The following is a 16,609-nucleotide window of genomic DNA, read 5'->3' on the forward strand; positions in this document are numbered from 1 at the left end:
GCTTATGAGCAACGCCATGGAACCCTACAAGCCCGGGGTATTCGACCTGACCCACAAGCTCACCGTGGAAAAACACGGTCACACCGCCCTGCTGACCATCAACCACCCGCCGGCCAATACCTGGGACCGCGAGTCGCTGATCGGCCTCAAGCAACTGGTCGAACACCTCAACCACGACGATGACATCTACGCCCTGGTCATCACCGGCCAGGGCGGCAAGTTCTTCTCCGCCGGCGCCGACCTCAAGCTGTTCGCCGACGGCGACAAGGCCCGCGCCCGCGAGATGGCCCGACGCTTCGGCGAGGCCTTCGAGGCGCTGCGCGATTTTCGCGGCGTGTCGATCGCCGCGATCAATGGCTACGCCATGGGCGGCGGCCTGGAGTGCGCCCTGGCTTGCGACATTCGTATCGCCGAGCGCCAGGCGCAGATGGCCCTGCCGGAAGCCTCGGTAGGCCTGTTGCCCTGTGCCGGCGGCACGCAAAACCTGGCCTGGCTGGTCGGTGAAGGCTGGGCTAAACGGATGATTCTGTGTGGCGAACGCATCGATGCCGAGACCGCCCAGCGCATCGGCCTGGTCGAGCAAGTGGTCGACAGCGGCGAAGCGCGCGGCCACGCCCTGTTGCTGGCGGCGCGAGTCGCACGGCAGAGCCCGGTGGCGGTGCGCACCATCAAACCGCTGATCCAGGGTGCCCGCGAGCGCAGCCCGAATGCCTGGCTGAGCGAGGAGCGTGAGCGCTTCGTCGACCTGTTCGACGCCGACGACACCCGCGAGGGCGTGAATGCCTTCCTGGAAAAACGCGACCCACAGTGGCACAACAAATGACCGAGGGAGGGATGAGCCTGTTTTCATCCGCCCTGTTCGTGCGGGATGTTGCATACGCACATCCTGCCTACCGACGAGATCGAGCATGAATATTCAGTTTGAAGAACTCGCCAGCCTGCACGGCTTTCGCATCGGCATCGCCAGCCTGGACGCCGCACAGAGCCTCAATGCGCTATCCCTGCCGATGATCGAGGCGCTGGACGCCAAACTCGCGGCCTGGGCGGATGATCCGGGCATTGCCTGCGTACTGCTACGCGGCAACGGCGCCAAAGCCTTCTGCGCCGGCGGCGACGTGCGCAAGCTGGTCGACGCCTGCCGCGAGCACCCAGGGGAAATCCCCGACCTGGCCCGGCGTTTCTTCGCCGACGAGTACCGCCTCGACTACCGCATCCATTGCTACCCGAAACCCTTGATCTGCTGGGCCCACGGCCATGTGCTGGGTGGCGGCATGGGCCTGATGCAGGGTGCCGGCATCCGCATCGTCACCCCGTCCAGCCGCCTGGGCATGCCGGAGATCAACATCGGCCTGTACCCGGATGTCGGCGGCAGCTGGTTCCTCGCCCGTCTGCCCGGCAAGCTCGGCCTGTTCCTCGGCCTCACCGCCAGCGCCATCAACGCCCGCGATGCCCTGGACCTGAATCTTGCCGACCGTTTCCTGCTCGACAGCCAGCAGGATGAATTGATCGACGGCCTGGTGCAGCTGAACTGGCAGGAACAACCCCAACTACAACTGCACAGCCTGCTCAAGGCACTGGAGCACGAAGCCCACGATGAACTTCCGGAGGCCCAATGGCTGCCACGCCGCGCGCGGATCGACGAGTTGCTCGACCAGGCCGACCTGCCTGCCGCCTGGCACGCCCTGACCGCCCTGCACAGCGACAGCGACCTGCTTATGGCACGCGCCGCCAAGACCCTGGCCGGCGGCAGCCCGCTGACCGCCCACCTGGTCTGGCAGCAGATCGCCCGCGCCAAGCAGCTGTCCCTGGCCCAGGTATTCCAGATGGAATACGCCATGAGCCTGAACTGCTGCCGCCATCCAGAGTTTCCCGAAGGTGTGCGCGCCCGCCTGATCGACAAAGATCAAGCCCCCCGCTGGCACTGGCCAGATGTCGCGAGCATTCCCGACGAGGTGATCGAATCCCACTTCAGCGCGGTCTGGGAGGGCGCCCATCCGCTTACGGATTTATCCACACACCACCAGTAGGCTGGGTTAGCGGCGCCTGCAAGTAGCAGCACCGCCCAGCGCGATAGCGGCAACCACGCAGAACCCATGCTGGCCCCAGCAAACCCGGTCATCCAGACAAGGAGCACAACAATGCAGACAATCGCCTTTATCGGCCTTGGCCACATGGGCCTGCCCATGGCCCGCAACCTGCTCAAAGCGGGCTTCAACCTGAAGGTCTTCGACCTGGTGCAGGCCTCGGTAGACGAGCTGGCCAAGGAAGGCGCGCAAGCCGCCAGCAGCGCCGCCGATGCGGCACTCGGCGCCGACAGCGTGGTGACCATGCTGCCGGCCAGCCGCCACGTCGAAGGCCTGTATCTCGGCGATAGCGGTCTGCTCTCCGCGCTCAAACCAGGCACCCTGGTGCTGGAGTGCTCGACCATCGCCCCGGAATCCGCACGCAAGGTGCACAAGGCCGCCGCCGAGCGCGGCATCGAACTGCTCGACGCACCGGTTTCCGGCGGCACCGCGGGCGCAGCTGCCGGCACCCTGACTTTCATGATTGGTGGCGAAGCAGCAGTTCTTGATAAGGCCCGGCCGGTCTTCGAGGCCATGGGCAAGAACATCTTCCATGCCGGCCCCGATGGTGCCGGCCAGGTGGCCAAGGTCTGCAACAACCAGGTGCTGGCGGTGCAGATGATCGCCACCGCAGAAGCCATGGCCCTGGGCGTGGCCAACGGTCTGGATCCGGCCGTGCTGGCCGAGATCATGCGCCAGAGTTCGGGCGGCAACTGGACCCTGGAGAAATACAACCCCTGGCCCGGGGTGATGGAGAACGCCCCGGCCTCCAAGGGCTACAGCGGCGGTTTCATGGCCGAGTTGATGGCCAAGGACCTCGGCCTGGCCCAGGAGGCGGCTCAAGTCACCGCCAGCAGCACACCGATGGGCGCCCTGGCCTTGCAGCTGTATCGCCTGCTACTCAAGCAGGGCAAAGGCCAGAAGGATTTTTCCGTGGTGCAGCAGTTGTTCGTCGAGTAATGCACGCAATAACCATCGCCGCGGACAGCAGCGATGATCGCTGACAGTGACCCACTGATTAAAATCGACCATGGCTGACAGCCATAACCCCACCACTCTCGGGTGGCGGGGTTATGCTGAGCATGAGCCGGCAAGAGTAAGGAGAGGTCGATGTTGTATGTAAAGCGCGATACCTGGGGCAAGCTGCAACGCGTCGAGGCGGCGCCGTTCGACGAGATGAACGGCGAACTGGCCGCGGACAGCCAGGAAGCCCAGGACTGGTTTGCCAATCAGGCCGTGGAAAACAGCCTGCTGAAGTTGCAGCAGAGCGACCTGGACATGATCCGGGTGCTGGAAGACCTGATTAGCGTGCTGATCCGCAAGGGTGTTGTGCGTATCACCGATTTGCCCGAAGAGGCCCAGGCCAAGCTGGTAGGGCGCAGCAAGGCCCGTGATGCCTTAGGCGGGCTGAACCGGCTGATCAATGACGATGAGTCCGAGTTGATCTGATCGACCCCAGCTCTTACTGCCAGGGGGCCGGTTCGCCGAACAGACGGCCCTGCACACCTTCGATCCCCATTGAACGCAACACCTGCCACTCTCCCTCGCTCTCGACCCGCTCGGCAATTGGGCATAGGCGCGCAACTGGTGACTTGCTGCTCGCGTGAGCTCTCCACGCTCACCAGAAAACTGCCAGTAAAGTTCACCAGCATCAGTACACAGATGGCGATGAACAACTACTTGAACAGTGACGTAAGCGGCTTCTATGGGCCGGCCTCAGGGAAAGCCCTCGGCGCGCATTTTCCTCAATAGATCTTGCCAGCGCGACAACCGCTTACTGTCCCCGACAGACTTGTCGCCGCGACTGCCAGGGAGCCATAAACCTTCGGCATTGAACGCATAAACCGGCAGCAAATCGCTGCGCTGACTGGAGGGCTGGATGGCGTCGATCAAGTTGTCCAACACCAACGGCATGGCGTTCGGCTGGGCGTAGTAGGTGACCACCATGTGCGCCTGGTTCAGGCGCAGCGCCTTGACGTAAGTGATGCGCAGCTTCTCGCTCGGCACGCCGAGTTGGCGCAGGCTGAAGTACTTGGCGATAGCGAAGTCCTCACAGTCTCCCCCGCCCAGCAGCAATGCCTCGACCGGGGTGGCCCAGTAATCCTTGACCCGCCACAGTTCGATATCATCGCGAAACCGCAGGCGCAGGTTGAAGAACAGATTGACCGCCTTGAGCTGCGCCATTTCATCGGCCCCGACCTGCTCCTGCAACAGGCGCTGCCAGTCGTCGATCCGCCCTCGCCCCGCCCCGAGCGGCCCGTATAACTGCTCGGCTCTTTTACTGATGAGGGTGAAATCCCAGTCGGCTTGCAGCGCACCGACGCCCAGCAATGCGGACAGCAGCAAGACTGACGCTGCAGGCCAGCGACGACACGCACGCAAAGCGTTGAGACGACCCGTCAGCAAGCCGAGATTTCCATATATCAGGATGATGGCCATGGTGCGGGGGCGATGTAAAAAAAACAATCGCCAGAATACTGACACAACTTGAGAGAGCGCCCGAATGCGCGCCGGCTGGCAACCTCATGGCGCCTGAGCCATGAGACAAGCCACTCAACGCCCGGTCAGCTCAATCGGCACCTCGCTGAAGTCAAAGCAACCAAAGGAAGGTCATGATATCCAGCAGGTTGCCATCGACCTCGACGACGCCCAGCAGCGCTCCTCTGAGCAGACACTTCCGCCGCTCATCTGGGTGTCTAGGTAGGATTTATCGAGGACAATCCAGGTTTACCGCCTGGCATCCAGTGGCCAAGGCGGTGCGCGGCGGACATCAGGTCTTGCTGCCACTTACCGCGTGAGGATGGGCAGACAGTTAGCCTCTGACCGGGTCAGCCGCGCCGCACACAATCTGGCCCGACAGCACTGATCTGAACAGATCCAGCCGGAAGATCGCCAGCCGACCCCGTCGCCCCCAGGGGCTTGTGCGGAGGTTACGCCGACCACGCGTTGGCCATTAGCAGGCCGTTGTAAACTACTGCGCTAGGTTATGCAGCGTTGAAATCGGCCCGGGACGCAGCGTCTCAAAATGCTCAATGACAACGCGTACACTCGGCTCGGGCATCCTGCTTCGCCCTACCTCCTGCATCCATGCCGTCGTGCGCTTTTGATTCGCTACGCTCACCCTGCGGGCCAGCCTCCGGCTGTTACTCCGCCTCGCTGCGTTGCGGCCGATTCGCCTTGTGACCCACAGGGATGTGGGAAATGCCGTTACCCGTAGGGAACGGCTACGGCCCTAACCGTCGCTCGCTACATTTTTCAACGACCTGTTAGTTGTGTCGTATATCCATACCGCGCCGCCGATCCCCGCGCGATCGGTGGTCACCACGTTGGTCGTGCCGTTGGTACCTCGGTGTACGCTCTTGCGGATCGAAGCGCTGGCCGTTCCAGCCCCGCCGCTGTTGCGTATCACGATAGTCGTGGCGACGCTGATCGCGGTGCCCGTCGATGCGATGGCCCGAGCGCCGCTCATGGTTGGAAAAGCGCGCCGGTGGTGCCGGCAGATAGCGGCGCTGGTCATGCCGTTGTTGGTTGAAATGGCGCGGGTCATGTCGTCGATTATCGAAATGGCGCCTGTCATAACGCCGGTTGTCATAACCGTAATGCCGCGGCGCAACATAGACCGGATAGCGCTGCACCTGATAGGAGCTGCCGGCGTAATAGCGGTCATGGCCGCGATAAGCATGATCGTAACCGCCGCCGTACACCGCACAACCGGTTAGGCTCAGGCCCAGCAGCGCAGCAAGTAAGACTTTGTAGGGCATAGTGGCCTCCTGCGATCACTGAAACGGTGCAGACCGCTGTCGGCACCTGGGATCGTCTCTCACAAAATCAGACCCTCTGTTTCGGCTTGCAGTGCAGTCCCACACGGTCTATTCGATGACCAATTGTTTCAAGGTGCGCGCGACGGCGAGTCTCGCGGCGTCTCGACAGCCACTGCCGGCAACTGAGCAGCAAGGGACGACCTCGGGCCGCCGACGGTGGCGAGCCTGGAAGACGCCCCGCGAAGTAGCACAAGGCGGTCATTGCGCACCATCACGGCGCAGGCGACCCAGCCACTCTACCGGCATCGCCGCCACAGACCTCAAGCTAGAACGCCCGGCGTAACTGGCACGATGTTCGCTTACCCCTGAGTGTGCAGGAATAACCCGGCTAGCCGGGATCGCGGCACCACAATTTGCAATAGCCGACTAGGGTTCCGACCCGCCGATCAGAGAATCGACGGGTGACTGGTCCGAGAGTTGGCGACCTCCTTCGAGGTTACACGGCGGGATAAAAGCCCGGGAGAACGCGCCCCATTCATGGGGAGACCGCCGCGCACTCCTGCCGTCCCTACTCGAACTGGAGGTTCCTTATGCGTACGCCCCGCCTGATCGCAGTACTCGCCGCCGGCCTCGCTGCCGCCATCAGCTTCAACGGCCATGCCGCCGCCAAAGACAACTTCAGTGTCTGCTGGACCATCTATGCCGGCTGGATGCCCTGGGAATATGGCGCCGCCGAAGGCATCGTCGACAAGTGGGCGAAGAAGTACGACATCAACATCGATGTGGTGCAGATCAACGACTACGTCGAGTCGATCAACCAATACAGCGCCGGCCAATTCGACGGCTGCACCATGACCAACATGGACGCCCTGACCATACCGGCGGCCAGCGGCGTCGATTCCACCGCGTTGCTGATCGGCGACTTTTCCAACGGTAACGACGGCATCGTCATCAAGGGTGAGAACAAGACCCTCGGCGACCTCAAGGGTCAGCCGGTCAACCTGGTCGAACTCTCCGTGTCCCACTACCTGCTGGCCCGCGGCCTGGAAAAGGTCGGCCTCTCCGAACAAGACCTCAGCGTGGTCAACACCTCGGACGCCGACCTGGTGGCCGCCTTCAGCACCGCCGATGTACAGGCCGTCGCCACCTGGAACCCACTGCTGGCCGAGGTCGCCGCCACCCCGAAGGTGACCCAGGTGTTCGACTCCAGCCGGATCCCCGGCGAGATCATCGACCTGATGGTGGTCAACAGCGACACCCTCAAGGACAACCCGGCCTTCGGCAAGGCCCTGACCGGTGCCTGGTACGAGATCATGGCGATCATGAGCGCCGATACCGCTGAGGGCAAAGCCGCCCGCGCGCACATGGCCAAGGCCTCCGGCACCGATCTGGCCGGCTACGAGGCACAACTGGCGGCGACCAAGATGTTCTATGCGGCCAAGGATGCCGTGGCCTTCGCCAACAGCCCGAAACTGCCGGCGACCATGAGCAAGGTCGCGAGTTTCTCCTTCGACCACGGCCTGCTCGGCGAGGGTGCGCAGAGCAGCGATGCCATCGGCATGGGCTTCGCCAGGAACGTGGTCACCGGCGATAAGGGCAACCTCAAGCTGCGCTTCGACCCGAGTTATATGCAGATGGCCGCCGACGGCGCGCTCTGACGGGAGTCGCCGGAGCGGATTTATTTGCGATTGCGCACTCCGCCATCGCGGATTAATCCGCTCCCACACCTGCTATCCCATGAGCGCCCTAGGATACGTCACATGCGCCTGATCAACCGCCATCCCGACCGCAGCGGCCGTCTGTTGCTGATACTGCTGCCCTTCGCCCTGCTGCTGTTCGCCTACTTCACCGGTTCGGCGCAGCGCCTGGCGAACAATCCCAACGACAAGCTGCTGCCCAGCGCTACACAGATGGCCGCGGCGGTCGATCGCCTGGCCTTCACGGCAGACAAGCGCAGCGGCAACTACCTGTTCTGGCAGGACAGCGCCGCCAGCCTCAAGCGCCTCGGCATGGGCCTGGGCATCGCTGCGTTGCTTGGCCTGTGCCTGGGCATCGCCGCCGGAACTCTGCCGCTGTTCAGCGCGCCGCTGTCGCCGCTGCTCACCGTGCTATCGATGGTGCCACCGCTGGCGATTCTGCCGATCCTGTTCATCACCTTCGGCCTCGGCGAACTGGCCAAGGTCATGCTGATTGTCATCGGCATCACCCCGGTTCTGGCCCGCGACCTGGAGCAGCGTGCCCGCGAGATTCCACCGGAACTGCTGATCAAGGCGCAGACCCTTGGCGCCAGCACCTGGACCCTGATCCTGCGCGTGGTGTTGCCGCAGATCCTGCCGCGCCTATTGATTGCCCTGCGTCTGGTGCTCGGCTCGGCCTGGCTGTTCCTGATCGCCGCCGAGGCCATCGCCAGTACCGACGGCCTCGGCTACCGGATCTTTCTGGTGCGCCGCTACATGGCAATGGACGTGATTCTGCCCTACGTGGCCTGGATCACCCTGCTTGCCTGGCTGATGGACCTCGGCCTGCGCCAGCTCACCCGCCTGGCCTTCCCCTGGTATGCAGGAGCCAAGGCATGAGCGCGTTCATCACGGTTAAAAATGTCTGGCAGGAGTACGGCGACCAGGTCGTGCTCGAACGCTTGAACCTGAGGATCAACGAAGGCGAGTTCTGCACCCTGGTCGGCGCGTCCGGCTGTGGCAAGTCGACCTTCCTGCGCCTGCTGCTCGGCCAGGAACGCGCCAGCCGCGGCGAGATCCACATCCAAGGCCAGCCGCTGACGGACGAGCCCGATGCCAGTCGCGGCGTGGTGTTCCAGCGTTACTCGGTGTTCCCCCACCTGAGCGTGCTGGATAATGTCGCCCTCGGCCTGGAGCTGCCGCGCGCGCCGCTGTGCGGCCGGCTGTTCGGCGCGGACAAACGCCTGGCGCGGGACGAAGCGGCGCAGATGCTGACCAAGGTCGGCCTCGGCCATGCCCTGGACAAATACCCCAGCGCGCTGTCCGGCGGCATGCAGCAACGCCTGGCAATTGCCCAGGCGCTGATCATGCAGCCGCGTGTACTGCTGCTCGACGAGCCCTTCGGCGCGCTCGACCCGGGCATCCGCAAGGACATGCACGCGCTGCTGCTGGAGCTGTGGCACGAGACCAAGCTGACCGTGTTCATGGTCACCCACGACCTGAGCGAGGGCTTCAGCCTCGGCACCCGCTTGCTGGTGTTCGACAAGGTGCGCCTCGATCCCCATGCACCGAACGCCTTCGGCGCGCGCATCACCTACGACATTCCATTGAACAGCGACCGCCGCGCCACCCGCGCCGCCGTCGAGGCGTTGCCGTCGCACATCAGCGGCAACCTGCACCCGGCCCTGTAAGGACTCTCTCCATGACTGCCTCACTCACCCTGCGCCCCACCCTCTACCAAGAAACCCTGCCCGGCGGCGGCCACAGCTCGTTCGTGCTCAAACGCGGCCAATTGCTGCGCCTGACCGATCTCGAAGGCGGCGCCAACGTCAGCCTGCTGCTGCTCAACGCCCATGAGAAGAGCGAACGGCTGAACCTGCCGGACAGCCTCAAGTGCCAGCACACAGCCAAACTCACCGCCGGCCACTGCCTGTATTCGGACATGGGCCGGGTGCTCGCCGCCATCACCGCCGACACCTGCGGCTGGCACGACAGCTTGGGCGGCGTGCTGAATGCCGAGGAAGTACGGGAGAAATACGGCGCTGGCCGTTATCAGGAACTGCGCAACGGTTTCTTCCGCAACGGCGTGGACAACCTGCTGGTGGAACTGGGCAAGTGGAACCTGAACCTGCAGGACCTGCTGATGTGCCTGAATCTGTTCAGCAAGGTCAGCGTCGATGGTGACGGCGGCCTGCACTTTCAGCCGGGCAACTCCCAGGCCGGCGACTACCTCGAACTGTACGCACCGATGGACACACTGGTCGTGCTCAGCGCCCTGCAACACCCGCTTGACCCCAACCCTGCCTATGCGCCCAAGCCGGTGCAACTGAGCTGGCACCAGATCGAGAGCGACGGTATCAGCGTGCTCTGTCGCACCTCGCGCCCGGAAAACCAGCGCGGCTTCCACAACACCGAACGTCTGTATCTCTGAGGGCTGCCCCATGACTCTTATCCGAAGCGACAAGCACCCGGAAGCCGCTGTGTACCGCGCCACCATCGGCGCCGGTGAACCCTTCCTCTGCGAGGTCAAGGCCGGGCAGACCCTGCGCTTGCTCGACCTGGAAGGCAACCAGGCGGTCGACACCCTGTTCTACAGCGCGCGCAACCCGCGCGAGCGCTATGACCCGCAGCGCACCCTGCGCAAGCAAAAGCGCGTCTACCTGACCACCGGCAGCGTGCTCTATTCCAACCTGGGCAACCCGCTGCTCACTATCACGGCCGACACCTGCGGCCGCCACGACACCCTCGGCGGCGCCTGCGCCCAGGAGAGCAACACGGTCAGGTACGCGCTGGACAAGCGCCATATGCACAGCTGCCGCGACAACTTCCTGCGTGCCAGTCTGCACGACGGGCGCCTGGAGAAGCGCGACATCGGCGCCAACATCAACTTCTTCATGAACGTGCCAGTGACCCCCGAGGGTGGCCTGACCTTCGAGGACGGCATCTCCGCCGCCGGCAAATACGTCGAGCTGCAGGCGCACATGGACGTGATCGTGCTGATCTCCAACTGCCCGCAGCTGAACAACCCGTGCAACGGCTACAACCCGACCCCGGCCGAGGTACTGGTATGGGACTGAAGCGACGTTGTCCCCGTAGCCCGGATGTCATCCGGGAAACCAGCGCCGCCATGCCCCGGATTGCATCCGGGCTACGCAGCTGGCTACTGCGCCTGTGCCAGAGCCGCTCCGGGCAGTGTTTGCAGCAAAAGCCCGATAACACCGCGAACCCGTAGGAGCCAGCTTGCTGGCGATGCTTTTGCGTCGCCGCTGATCGCCAGCAAGCTGGCTCCTACAAGAAAACCGCATTCCAGCCCCGGACGACCGGGGTGCAGACCGAATACCGCGGGACGGCCCGCCTGCCCTTTCGAGGGAAACAACCATGTTCGACACACTGCTGATCGCCAACCGCGGCGCCATCGCCTGCCGCATCCTGCGTACTCTCCATGAACTGCGCGTAGGCAGCGTGGCCGTGTACGCCGAGGCCGACGCCGCCAGCCTGCATATCCAGCAGGCCGACCAGGCCCACAGCCTCGGCGAAGGCCCGGCCGCCAACACCTACCTGGTCGTGGAGAAGATTCTCGCCATCGCCAAGGCCAGTGGCGCCACCGCCATCCACCCCGGCTACGGCTTCCTCTCGGAGAACGCTGCCTTCGCCGAAGCTTGCGAAGCGGCCGGCATCGCCTTCGTCGGCCCGACGCCCGAGCAGTTGCGGGTGTTCGGGCTCAAGCACACCGCCCGCGCCCTGGCCAAGCAGCACGGGGTGCCGATGCTGGAGGGCACCGAGCTGCTGGAAAGCCTCGAGGCCGCGCTGAGCGCAGGTGAAACTATCGGCTACCCAGTGATGCTGAAGAGTACCGCCGGCGGCGGCGGCATCGGCATGCGCGTGTGCCACTCGGCCGAGGAGCTGAGTGAGGCCTTCGACGCGGTCAAACGCTTGGGACAGAACAACTTCAGTGACGCCGGCGTGTTTATCGAGAAGTACATCCAGCGTGCCCGGCACCTGGAGGTGCAGGTATTCGGCGACGGGCGCGGCGAGGTGCTGGCCCTCGGCGTACGCGACTGCTCGGTGCAGCGGCGCAACCAGAAGGTGCTGGAGGAAACCCCGGCGCCGAACCTGCCCGCCGGCATGGCCGAACAACTGTGCGCCGCGGCGATCACGCTGGCCAAGGCGGTCGACTACCGCAGCGCCGGCACCGTCGAATTCGTCTACGACAGCGCGGCCGAGCGCTTCTATTTCTTAGAAGTGAACACCCGCCTGCAGGTCGAGCACGGCGTCACCGAGCAGGTGTGGGGCGTCGACCTGGTGCGCTGGATGATCGAACTGGCGGCCGGCGACCTGGCCCCGCTGAGCGAGCTGGGCAAAGGCCTCACGCCCAACGGCCACGCGATCCAGGCACGCCTGTATGCCGAAGACCCGGGCCGCGACTTCCAGCCCAGCCCCGGCCTGCTCACCGCCGTCGAGTTCCCCCAAGCCGATGGCCAGGCGCTGCGCATCGACACTTGGGTCGAGGCCGGCTGCGAGATCCCGCCCTACTTCGACCCGATGCTCGCCAAGCTGATCGCCTGGGCGCCGAGCCGCGATCAGGCCAGCCTGGCGCTGGATCAGGCCCTGGCCGATACCCTGCTGTATGGCGTGGAAAGCAACCGCGACTACCTGCGGCAGATCCTGCTCGACGCGCCCTTCGCCAGCGGCAGCCCCTGGACCCGCTGCCTGGAAGGACTGGTGTACCGTGCCAACACCTTCGAAGTGCTGGCCGCCGGCACCCAGACCACGGTGCAGGACTACCCCGGCCGCCTTGGCTACTGGGCCGTCGGCGTACCGCCGTCGGGGCCGATGGACGACCGCGCCCTGCGCCTGGGCAACCGCCTGCTGGGTAATGAACAAGGCGCCGCCGCCCTGGAAATCACCATGAGCGGACCGAACCTGCGCTTCAACACCGATGCACTGGTGGCGGTGACCGGCGCGGTGATTCCGCTACTGCTCGACGGTGAACCACGCCCCATGAACACCGCGCTGCTGATCAAGGCCGGCAGCAGCCTCAGCCTGGGCAGCATCGCCGGCAGCGGCGCGCGCAGCTACCTGTGCCTGCGCGGCGGCCTGCAGGTGCCGGATTACCTGGGCAGCAAGAGCACCTTCACCCTCGGCCAGTTCGGCGGCCACGGCGGCCGCGCCCTGCGCGCCGGCGATGTGTTGCACCTTTTACCTCTCGCCGAGGCGCATGCCGGCGCACAACTGCCCACAGAACTGTGCGAGCCGTTACCGGCCGTGCGCGAGATCCGCGTGATCTACGGCCCCCACGGCGCCCCGGAATATTTCACCGAGGGCTACATCGACACCTTCTTCGCCACCGCCTGGGAAGTGCACTTCAACTCCAGCCGCACCGGCGTGCGCCTGATCGGGCCCAAGCCGGAATGGGTACGCGACAGCGGCGGTGAGGCCGGCCTGCACCCCTCGAATATTCACGACAACCCCTACGCCATCGGCGCGGTGGACTTTACCGGCGACATGCCGGTGATCCTCGGCCCGGACGGCCCCAGTCTGGGCGGCTTCGTTTGCCCGGTGAGCATCATCGAGGCCGACCTGTGGCAGCTCGGCCAGCTCAAAGCCGGCGATAAGGTCAGGTTTGCCCCGGTGGATATCGCCACGGCAAGGACCTTGGCCAAAGCCAAAAACCTTGAATGTGCAAACCTATGTAGGAGCCAGCTTGCTGGCGATCCTGCGGTATCCCTGATCGCGAGCAAGCTCGCGCCTACACAAGCAAATGGCCTCCCCTCGCCCATCGTCCTCGACATCGGCCAAGGCGACTGCCGCCTGGTCGCCCGCCTGTCCGGCGACACTCACCTGCTGCTGGAAATCGGCGAGCCGGAACTGGACCTGGTGCTGCGCTTTCGTGGCCACGCACTGATGCAGGCGCTGGAGGCGAAGAGCCTCGACGGTGTCATTGATCTCACTCCGGGCATCCGCTCGCTGCAGCTGCACTACCTGCCGGAAACCCTGGCACTCAATGACCTGCTCGGCATAGTCGCCGGTGAATGGGACGCGGTGTGCGCCGCCCAGGATCTCAAGGTGCCGTCGCGTATCGTTCACCTGCCGCTGTCCTGGGACGATCCGGCCTGCCAGTTGGCCATCGACAAGTACATGACCACGGTGCGCAAGGACGCCCCCTGGTGCCCGAGCAATCTGGAGTTCATTCGCCGGATCAACGACCTGCCGAATCTCGACGAGGTCTACCGCACCGTATTCGAGGCCAGCTACCTGGTGATGGGCCTGGGCGACGTCTACCTCGGCGCGCCGGTGGCCACTCCGCTGGACCCGCGTCATCGCCTGGTCACCACCAAGTACAACCCGGCCCGCACCTGGACCGCGGAGAACTCGGTGGGCATCGGCGGCGCCTACATGTGCGTGTACGGCATGGAAGGCCCGGGCGGCTACCAGTTCGTCGGCCGCACCCTGCAGATGTGGAACCGCTACCGCGAAGTGGCCGCCTTCGACGGCAAACCCTGGCTGCTGCGCTTCTTCGATCAGATCCGCTTCTACCCGGTGAGCGCCGAGGAACTGCTGCGCATCCGCCGCGATTTCCCCCTCGGTCGCTACGACTTGCGCATCGAGCACAGCGAACTGCACCTGGCCGACTACCAGGACTTCCTCGCTGCAGAGGCCGAGGGCATCGCCGCCTTCCGCCACCAGCAACGCGGCGCCTTCGCCGCCGAACGGCAGCGCTGGATCGACTCTGGCCAGGCGCACTTCGACAGCGAGGAGGTGGCAGTCGAGATTGGCCAGGACGTTGCCCTCGGTACCGGCCAGCACGGCATCGACAGCCATATCGCCGGCAACCTCTGGCAGGTGCAAGTGGCGGTCGGCGACCGAGTCAAAGCCGGCGAGACGCTGGTGATTCTCGAGTCGATGAAGATGGAGATCCCGCTCACCGCGCCGCGTGACGGCCTGGTTCGGGAAGTCCGCGTGCAGCCAGGCTCGCCGGTGCGCGCCGGCCAGTGCGTGGTGGTGCTCGAAGAAGCCTGACAGAGAAGCCCTACCGGCCGCACGGCCGGCCCATTGACGATGCCTCAGCATCGCTGGTGGATGGATACAACGCCATCCACCCTACAGAGGACGCGACCTATGCAGCACGAATTCGACCTGCGCCTGAGCGCCTTGCAAGCCGCCTACAGCGATGGCAGCCTGACCCCGCGCCAGCTGATCCTCGCCCTGCGCGAGAAGGCCATGGCGCTCAACCCCGAGTTCAACCTATTCATCCACCTGCTCAGCGAAGCCGAGCTGGAGCCCTACCTGGCCGCGCTGGACGGCAGGACCGCGGCCGAGCTGCCGCTGTACGGCGTGCCCTTCGCCATCAAGGACAACATCGACCTGGCCGGCGTGCCCACCACCGCTGCCTGCCCGGCCTTCGCCTATCTGCCCGAACAGAGTGCCACCCTGGTCGCACAACTGATCGCCCTCGGCGCGGTGCCCCTGGGCAAGACCAACCTCGACCAGTTCGCCACCGGCCTCAACGGCACCCGCTCGCCCTACGGCGCATGCCGCAACAGCCTGCACCCGGATTATCCATCCGGCGGTTCCAGCGCTGGATCGGCGCTGGCCGTGGCCCTCGGCGTGGCCAGCTTCGCCCTCGGCACCGACACCGCAGGCAGCGGCCGAGTACCGGCGGCGCTGAACAACCTGGTCGGCCTCAAGCCGACCAAGGGCCTGCTCTCCACCGCCGGCGTGGTACCGGCCTGCCGCACCCTGGACTGCGTCAGCTACTTCAGTGCCAGCGCCCGCGAGGCCAGCCAGTTGCTGGCGCTGACCGCCACGCTGGATGCGCGCGATGCCTACAGTCGGGGCAACCCGCTGTGGAATGACACCAGCGCCTTCGGTGTTCCGCGCCCAGGCTGGCGCTTCGGCGTGCCCAAGCAACTGGAGTTCCTCGGCTGCCCGGAAAGCCCCGCGCTATTCGCCAGCACCATCGAGCACCTCAAGGCACTCGGCGGCGAAGCCATCGAAATCGACTTCACGCCCTTCCTGGAAGCCGCCCGCTTGCTCTATGCAGGTCCCTGGGTGGCCGAACGCTACAGCGTCGCCGGCGAGCTGATCGAGGCCCAGCCCGACGCGGTACTGCCGGTGATCCGCGCCGTGCTGGAACAGGCGCCGGGTACCAGCGCAGTGGACGCCTTCCGTGCGCAGTACCGCCTGCAGGCGCTCAAGGCCGAGTGCGAGCGGATCATGACCGAGCTCGGCTGCGTGCTGACTCCGGCCTACCCGCGCCCGGTGACCCTGGCCGAACTGCAGGCCGAACCGGTCGCCCGCAACTCCGACCTGGGCTACTACACCAATTTCATGAACATGCTCGACTACGCCGCCGTCGCAGTGCCGGCCGGATTCATGGCGGGCGGCCTGCCCTGGGGCGTGACCCTGTTCGGCCGTGCCTTCACCGACCAGTACCTGCTCAGCCTGGCCGACGCCCTGCAGCGCCACAGCGACCTGCCGCTGGCCGGCGAGCGCGCCTTGCAGCTGCCGGCCCCAGCCAACCTGGCGGGCAACGACCGCGCCCGCCTGGTGGTCTGTGGCGCACACCTCGACGGCCTGGTGCTGAACTGGCAACTGAAGCAACGCGGTGGTCGACTGATCGAAGCCACCCACAGCTCGCCCGATTATCAGCTCTATGCCTTGGCCGGCGGCCCACCATTGCGCCCGGGTATGCTGCGGGTCACCCAAGGCGGTCGGGCTATCGCGGTCGAAGTCTGGGAACTGCCCAGTAGCGAGCTCGGTTCATTCCTCACCGGCATCCCCGCACCCCTCGGTCTGGGTAAAGTGCAACTGGCCGACGGCCGCTGGGAAACCGGTTTCATCTGCGAGCCCTGCGGCATCGAAGGCGCGGTAAACATCAGCCACTTTGGCGGATGGCGCGCCTTCCTCAGCAGCCTCAGCTGATTGCCGCGCGGGCCTGGCTGACACCGGCCCGCGCGACTCAACCGCTAGAAGCCACTCGGTGCCACACCGGTTCGAGATTGTCGCTCGACTTGCAGCCGCAGCAGATCGGCGACGATTCCGGGCGGTTGGTCCGGCAACCATCCACGCCGCATCGCGCAGCCGGCCTAGCTCTGGATAGCCGTTC

13 protein-coding genes and 1 riboswitch are annotated in these 16,609 nt (G+C 65.1%); of the genes, 11 read left to right on the top strand and 2 right to left on the bottom strand.

Annotated elements, in window-relative coordinates:
* Nucleotides 1–4 precede the first annotated feature (4 nt).
* From TMS3_RS14965 to TMS3_RS14980, 4 genes are all read left to right on the top strand, one after another.
* The gene (locus tag TMS3_RS14965; protein ID WP_025166092.1) at nt 5–823 is read left to right on the top strand and encodes an enoyl-CoA hydratase; all 819 of its coding nucleotides are present in this window, start codon (nt 5–7) and stop codon (nt 821–823) included.
* 85 nt (nt 824–908) lie between these two features.
* Nucleotides 909–2,027: an enoyl-CoA hydratase/isomerase family protein gene (locus TMS3_RS14970; protein WP_025166093.1), complete on the top strand. Its 1,119-nt coding sequence runs from the start codon at nt 909–911 to the stop codon at nt 2,025–2,027.
* 111 nt (nt 2,028–2,138) lie between these two features.
* On the top strand, nt 2,139–3,023 hold the full coding sequence (gene mmsB, locus TMS3_RS14975; RefSeq protein ID WP_025166094.1) for a 3-hydroxyisobutyrate dehydrogenase: 885 nt from the start codon (nt 2,139–2,141) through the stop codon (nt 3,021–3,023).
* A gap of 150 nt (nt 3,024–3,173) precedes the next feature.
* The gene (locus tag TMS3_RS14980) at nt 3,174–3,512 is read left to right on the top strand and encodes a hypothetical protein (protein ID WP_025166095.1); all 339 of its coding nucleotides are present in this window, start codon (nt 3,174–3,176) and stop codon (nt 3,510–3,512) included.
* A gap of 267 nt (nt 3,513–3,779) precedes the next feature.
* Here TMS3_RS14980 and lapG read toward each other — a convergent pair whose 3' ends face one another.
* The gene (lapG, locus tag TMS3_RS14985) at nt 3,780–4,409 is read right to left on the bottom strand and encodes a cysteine protease LapG (protein ID WP_235576645.1); all 630 of its coding nucleotides are present in this window, start codon (nt 4,407–4,409) and stop codon (nt 3,780–3,782) included.
* Nucleotides 4,410–5,329: 920 nt separating this feature from the next.
* On the bottom strand, nt 5,330–5,824 hold the full coding sequence (locus tag TMS3_RS14990; RefSeq protein WP_025166097.1) for a hypothetical protein: 495 nt from the start codon (nt 5,822–5,824) through the stop codon (nt 5,330–5,332).
* 415 nt (nt 5,825–6,239) lie between these two features.
* Nucleotides 6,240–6,349: riboswitch (guanidine-I (ykkC/yxkD leader) on the top strand.
* A gap of 65 nt (nt 6,350–6,414) precedes the next feature.
* On the opposite strand from TMS3_RS14990, the gene TMS3_RS14995 reads away from it, so the two are divergent.
* The 7 genes from TMS3_RS14995 (at nt 6,415) to atzF (ending at nt 16,425) form a co-directional block, all read left to right on the top strand.
* Complete coding sequence (locus tag TMS3_RS14995) at nt 6,415–7,482, top strand: putative urea ABC transporter substrate-binding protein (protein ID WP_025166098.1); 1,068 nt, start codon at nt 6,415–6,417, stop codon at nt 7,480–7,482.
* A 102-nt stretch (nt 7,483–7,584) separates the two neighbouring features.
* Nucleotides 7,585–8,400: an ABC transporter permease gene (locus TMS3_RS15000; protein ID WP_025166099.1), complete on the top strand. Its 816-nt coding sequence runs from the start codon at nt 7,585–7,587 to the stop codon at nt 8,398–8,400.
* On the top strand, nt 8,397–9,191 hold the full coding sequence (locus TMS3_RS15005; RefSeq protein ID WP_025166100.1) for an ABC transporter ATP-binding protein: 795 nt from the start codon (nt 8,397–8,399) through the stop codon (nt 9,189–9,191). The genes TMS3_RS15000 and TMS3_RS15005 overlap by 4 nt, the downstream gene beginning before the upstream one ends.
* Nucleotides 9,192–9,202: 11 nt before the next feature.
* Nucleotides 9,203–9,931 (top strand): urea amidolyase associated protein UAAP1, encoded by a 729-nt coding sequence (locus TMS3_RS15010; RefSeq protein WP_025166101.1) that lies wholly within the window; start codon nt 9,203–9,205, stop codon nt 9,929–9,931.
* A gap of 10 nt (nt 9,932–9,941) precedes the next feature.
* The gene (locus tag TMS3_RS15015; protein ID WP_025166102.1) at nt 9,942–10,577 is read left to right on the top strand and encodes an urea amidolyase associated protein UAAP2; all 636 of its coding nucleotides are present in this window, start codon (nt 9,942–9,944) and stop codon (nt 10,575–10,577) included.
* Nucleotides 10,578–10,878: 301 nt separating this feature from the next.
* A complete protein-coding gene (gene uca, locus TMS3_RS15020) occupies nt 10,879–14,520 on the top strand; it encodes an urea carboxylase (RefSeq protein WP_025166103.1) in 3,642 nt (1,213 codons plus the stop codon).
* 99 nt (nt 14,521–14,619) lie between these two features.
* Nucleotides 14,620–16,425, top strand: coding sequence for an allophanate hydrolase (gene atzF, locus TMS3_RS15025; protein ID WP_025166104.1), 1,806 nt, complete (start codon nt 14,620–14,622; stop codon nt 16,423–16,425).
* The last annotated feature ends 184 nt before the right edge of the window (nt 16,426–16,609 follow it).

Origin of the sequence: Pseudomonas taeanensis MS-3, assembly GCF_000498575.2 — a bacterium.
In the GTDB taxonomy this organism is placed as follows: Bacteria; Pseudomonadota; Gammaproteobacteria; order Pseudomonadales; family Pseudomonadaceae; genus Aquipseudomonas; species Aquipseudomonas taeanensis.

Excerpts from the sequence above, each read along its gene's own strand:
- TMS3_RS14965 (WP_025166092.1), top strand. The coding sequence starts at position 5 with ATGAGCAACGCCATGGAACCCTACAAGCCCGGGGTATTCGACCTGACC.
- TMS3_RS14970 (WP_025166093.1), top strand. The coding sequence starts at position 909 with ATGAATATTCAGTTTGAAGAACTCGCCAGCCTGCACGGCTTTCGCATC.
- mmsB (WP_025166094.1), top strand. The coding sequence starts at position 2,139 with ATGCAGACAATCGCCTTTATCGGCCTTGGCCACATGGGCCTGCCCATG.
- TMS3_RS14980 (WP_025166095.1), top strand. The coding sequence starts at position 3,174 with ATGTTGTATGTAAAGCGCGATACCTGGGGCAAGCTGCAACGCGTCGAG.
- TMS3_RS14990 (WP_025166097.1), bottom strand. The coding sequence starts at position 5,824 with ATGCCCTACAAAGTCTTACTTGCTGCGCTGCTGGGCCTGAGCCTAACC.
- TMS3_RS14995 (WP_025166098.1), top strand. The coding sequence starts at position 6,415 with ATGCGTACGCCCCGCCTGATCGCAGTACTCGCCGCCGGCCTCGCTGCC.
- TMS3_RS15000 (WP_025166099.1), top strand. The coding sequence starts at position 7,585 with ATGCGCCTGATCAACCGCCATCCCGACCGCAGCGGCCGTCTGTTGCTG.
- TMS3_RS15005 (WP_025166100.1), top strand. The coding sequence starts at position 8,397 with ATGAGCGCGTTCATCACGGTTAAAAATGTCTGGCAGGAGTACGGCGAC.
- TMS3_RS15010 (WP_025166101.1), top strand. The coding sequence starts at position 9,203 with ATGACTGCCTCACTCACCCTGCGCCCCACCCTCTACCAAGAAACCCTG.
- TMS3_RS15015 (WP_025166102.1), top strand. The coding sequence starts at position 9,942 with ATGACTCTTATCCGAAGCGACAAGCACCCGGAAGCCGCTGTGTACCGC.
- uca (WP_025166103.1), top strand. The coding sequence starts at position 10,879 with ATGTTCGACACACTGCTGATCGCCAACCGCGGCGCCATCGCCTGCCGC.
- atzF (WP_025166104.1), top strand. The coding sequence starts at position 14,620 with ATGCAGCACGAATTCGACCTGCGCCTGAGCGCCTTGCAAGCCGCCTAC.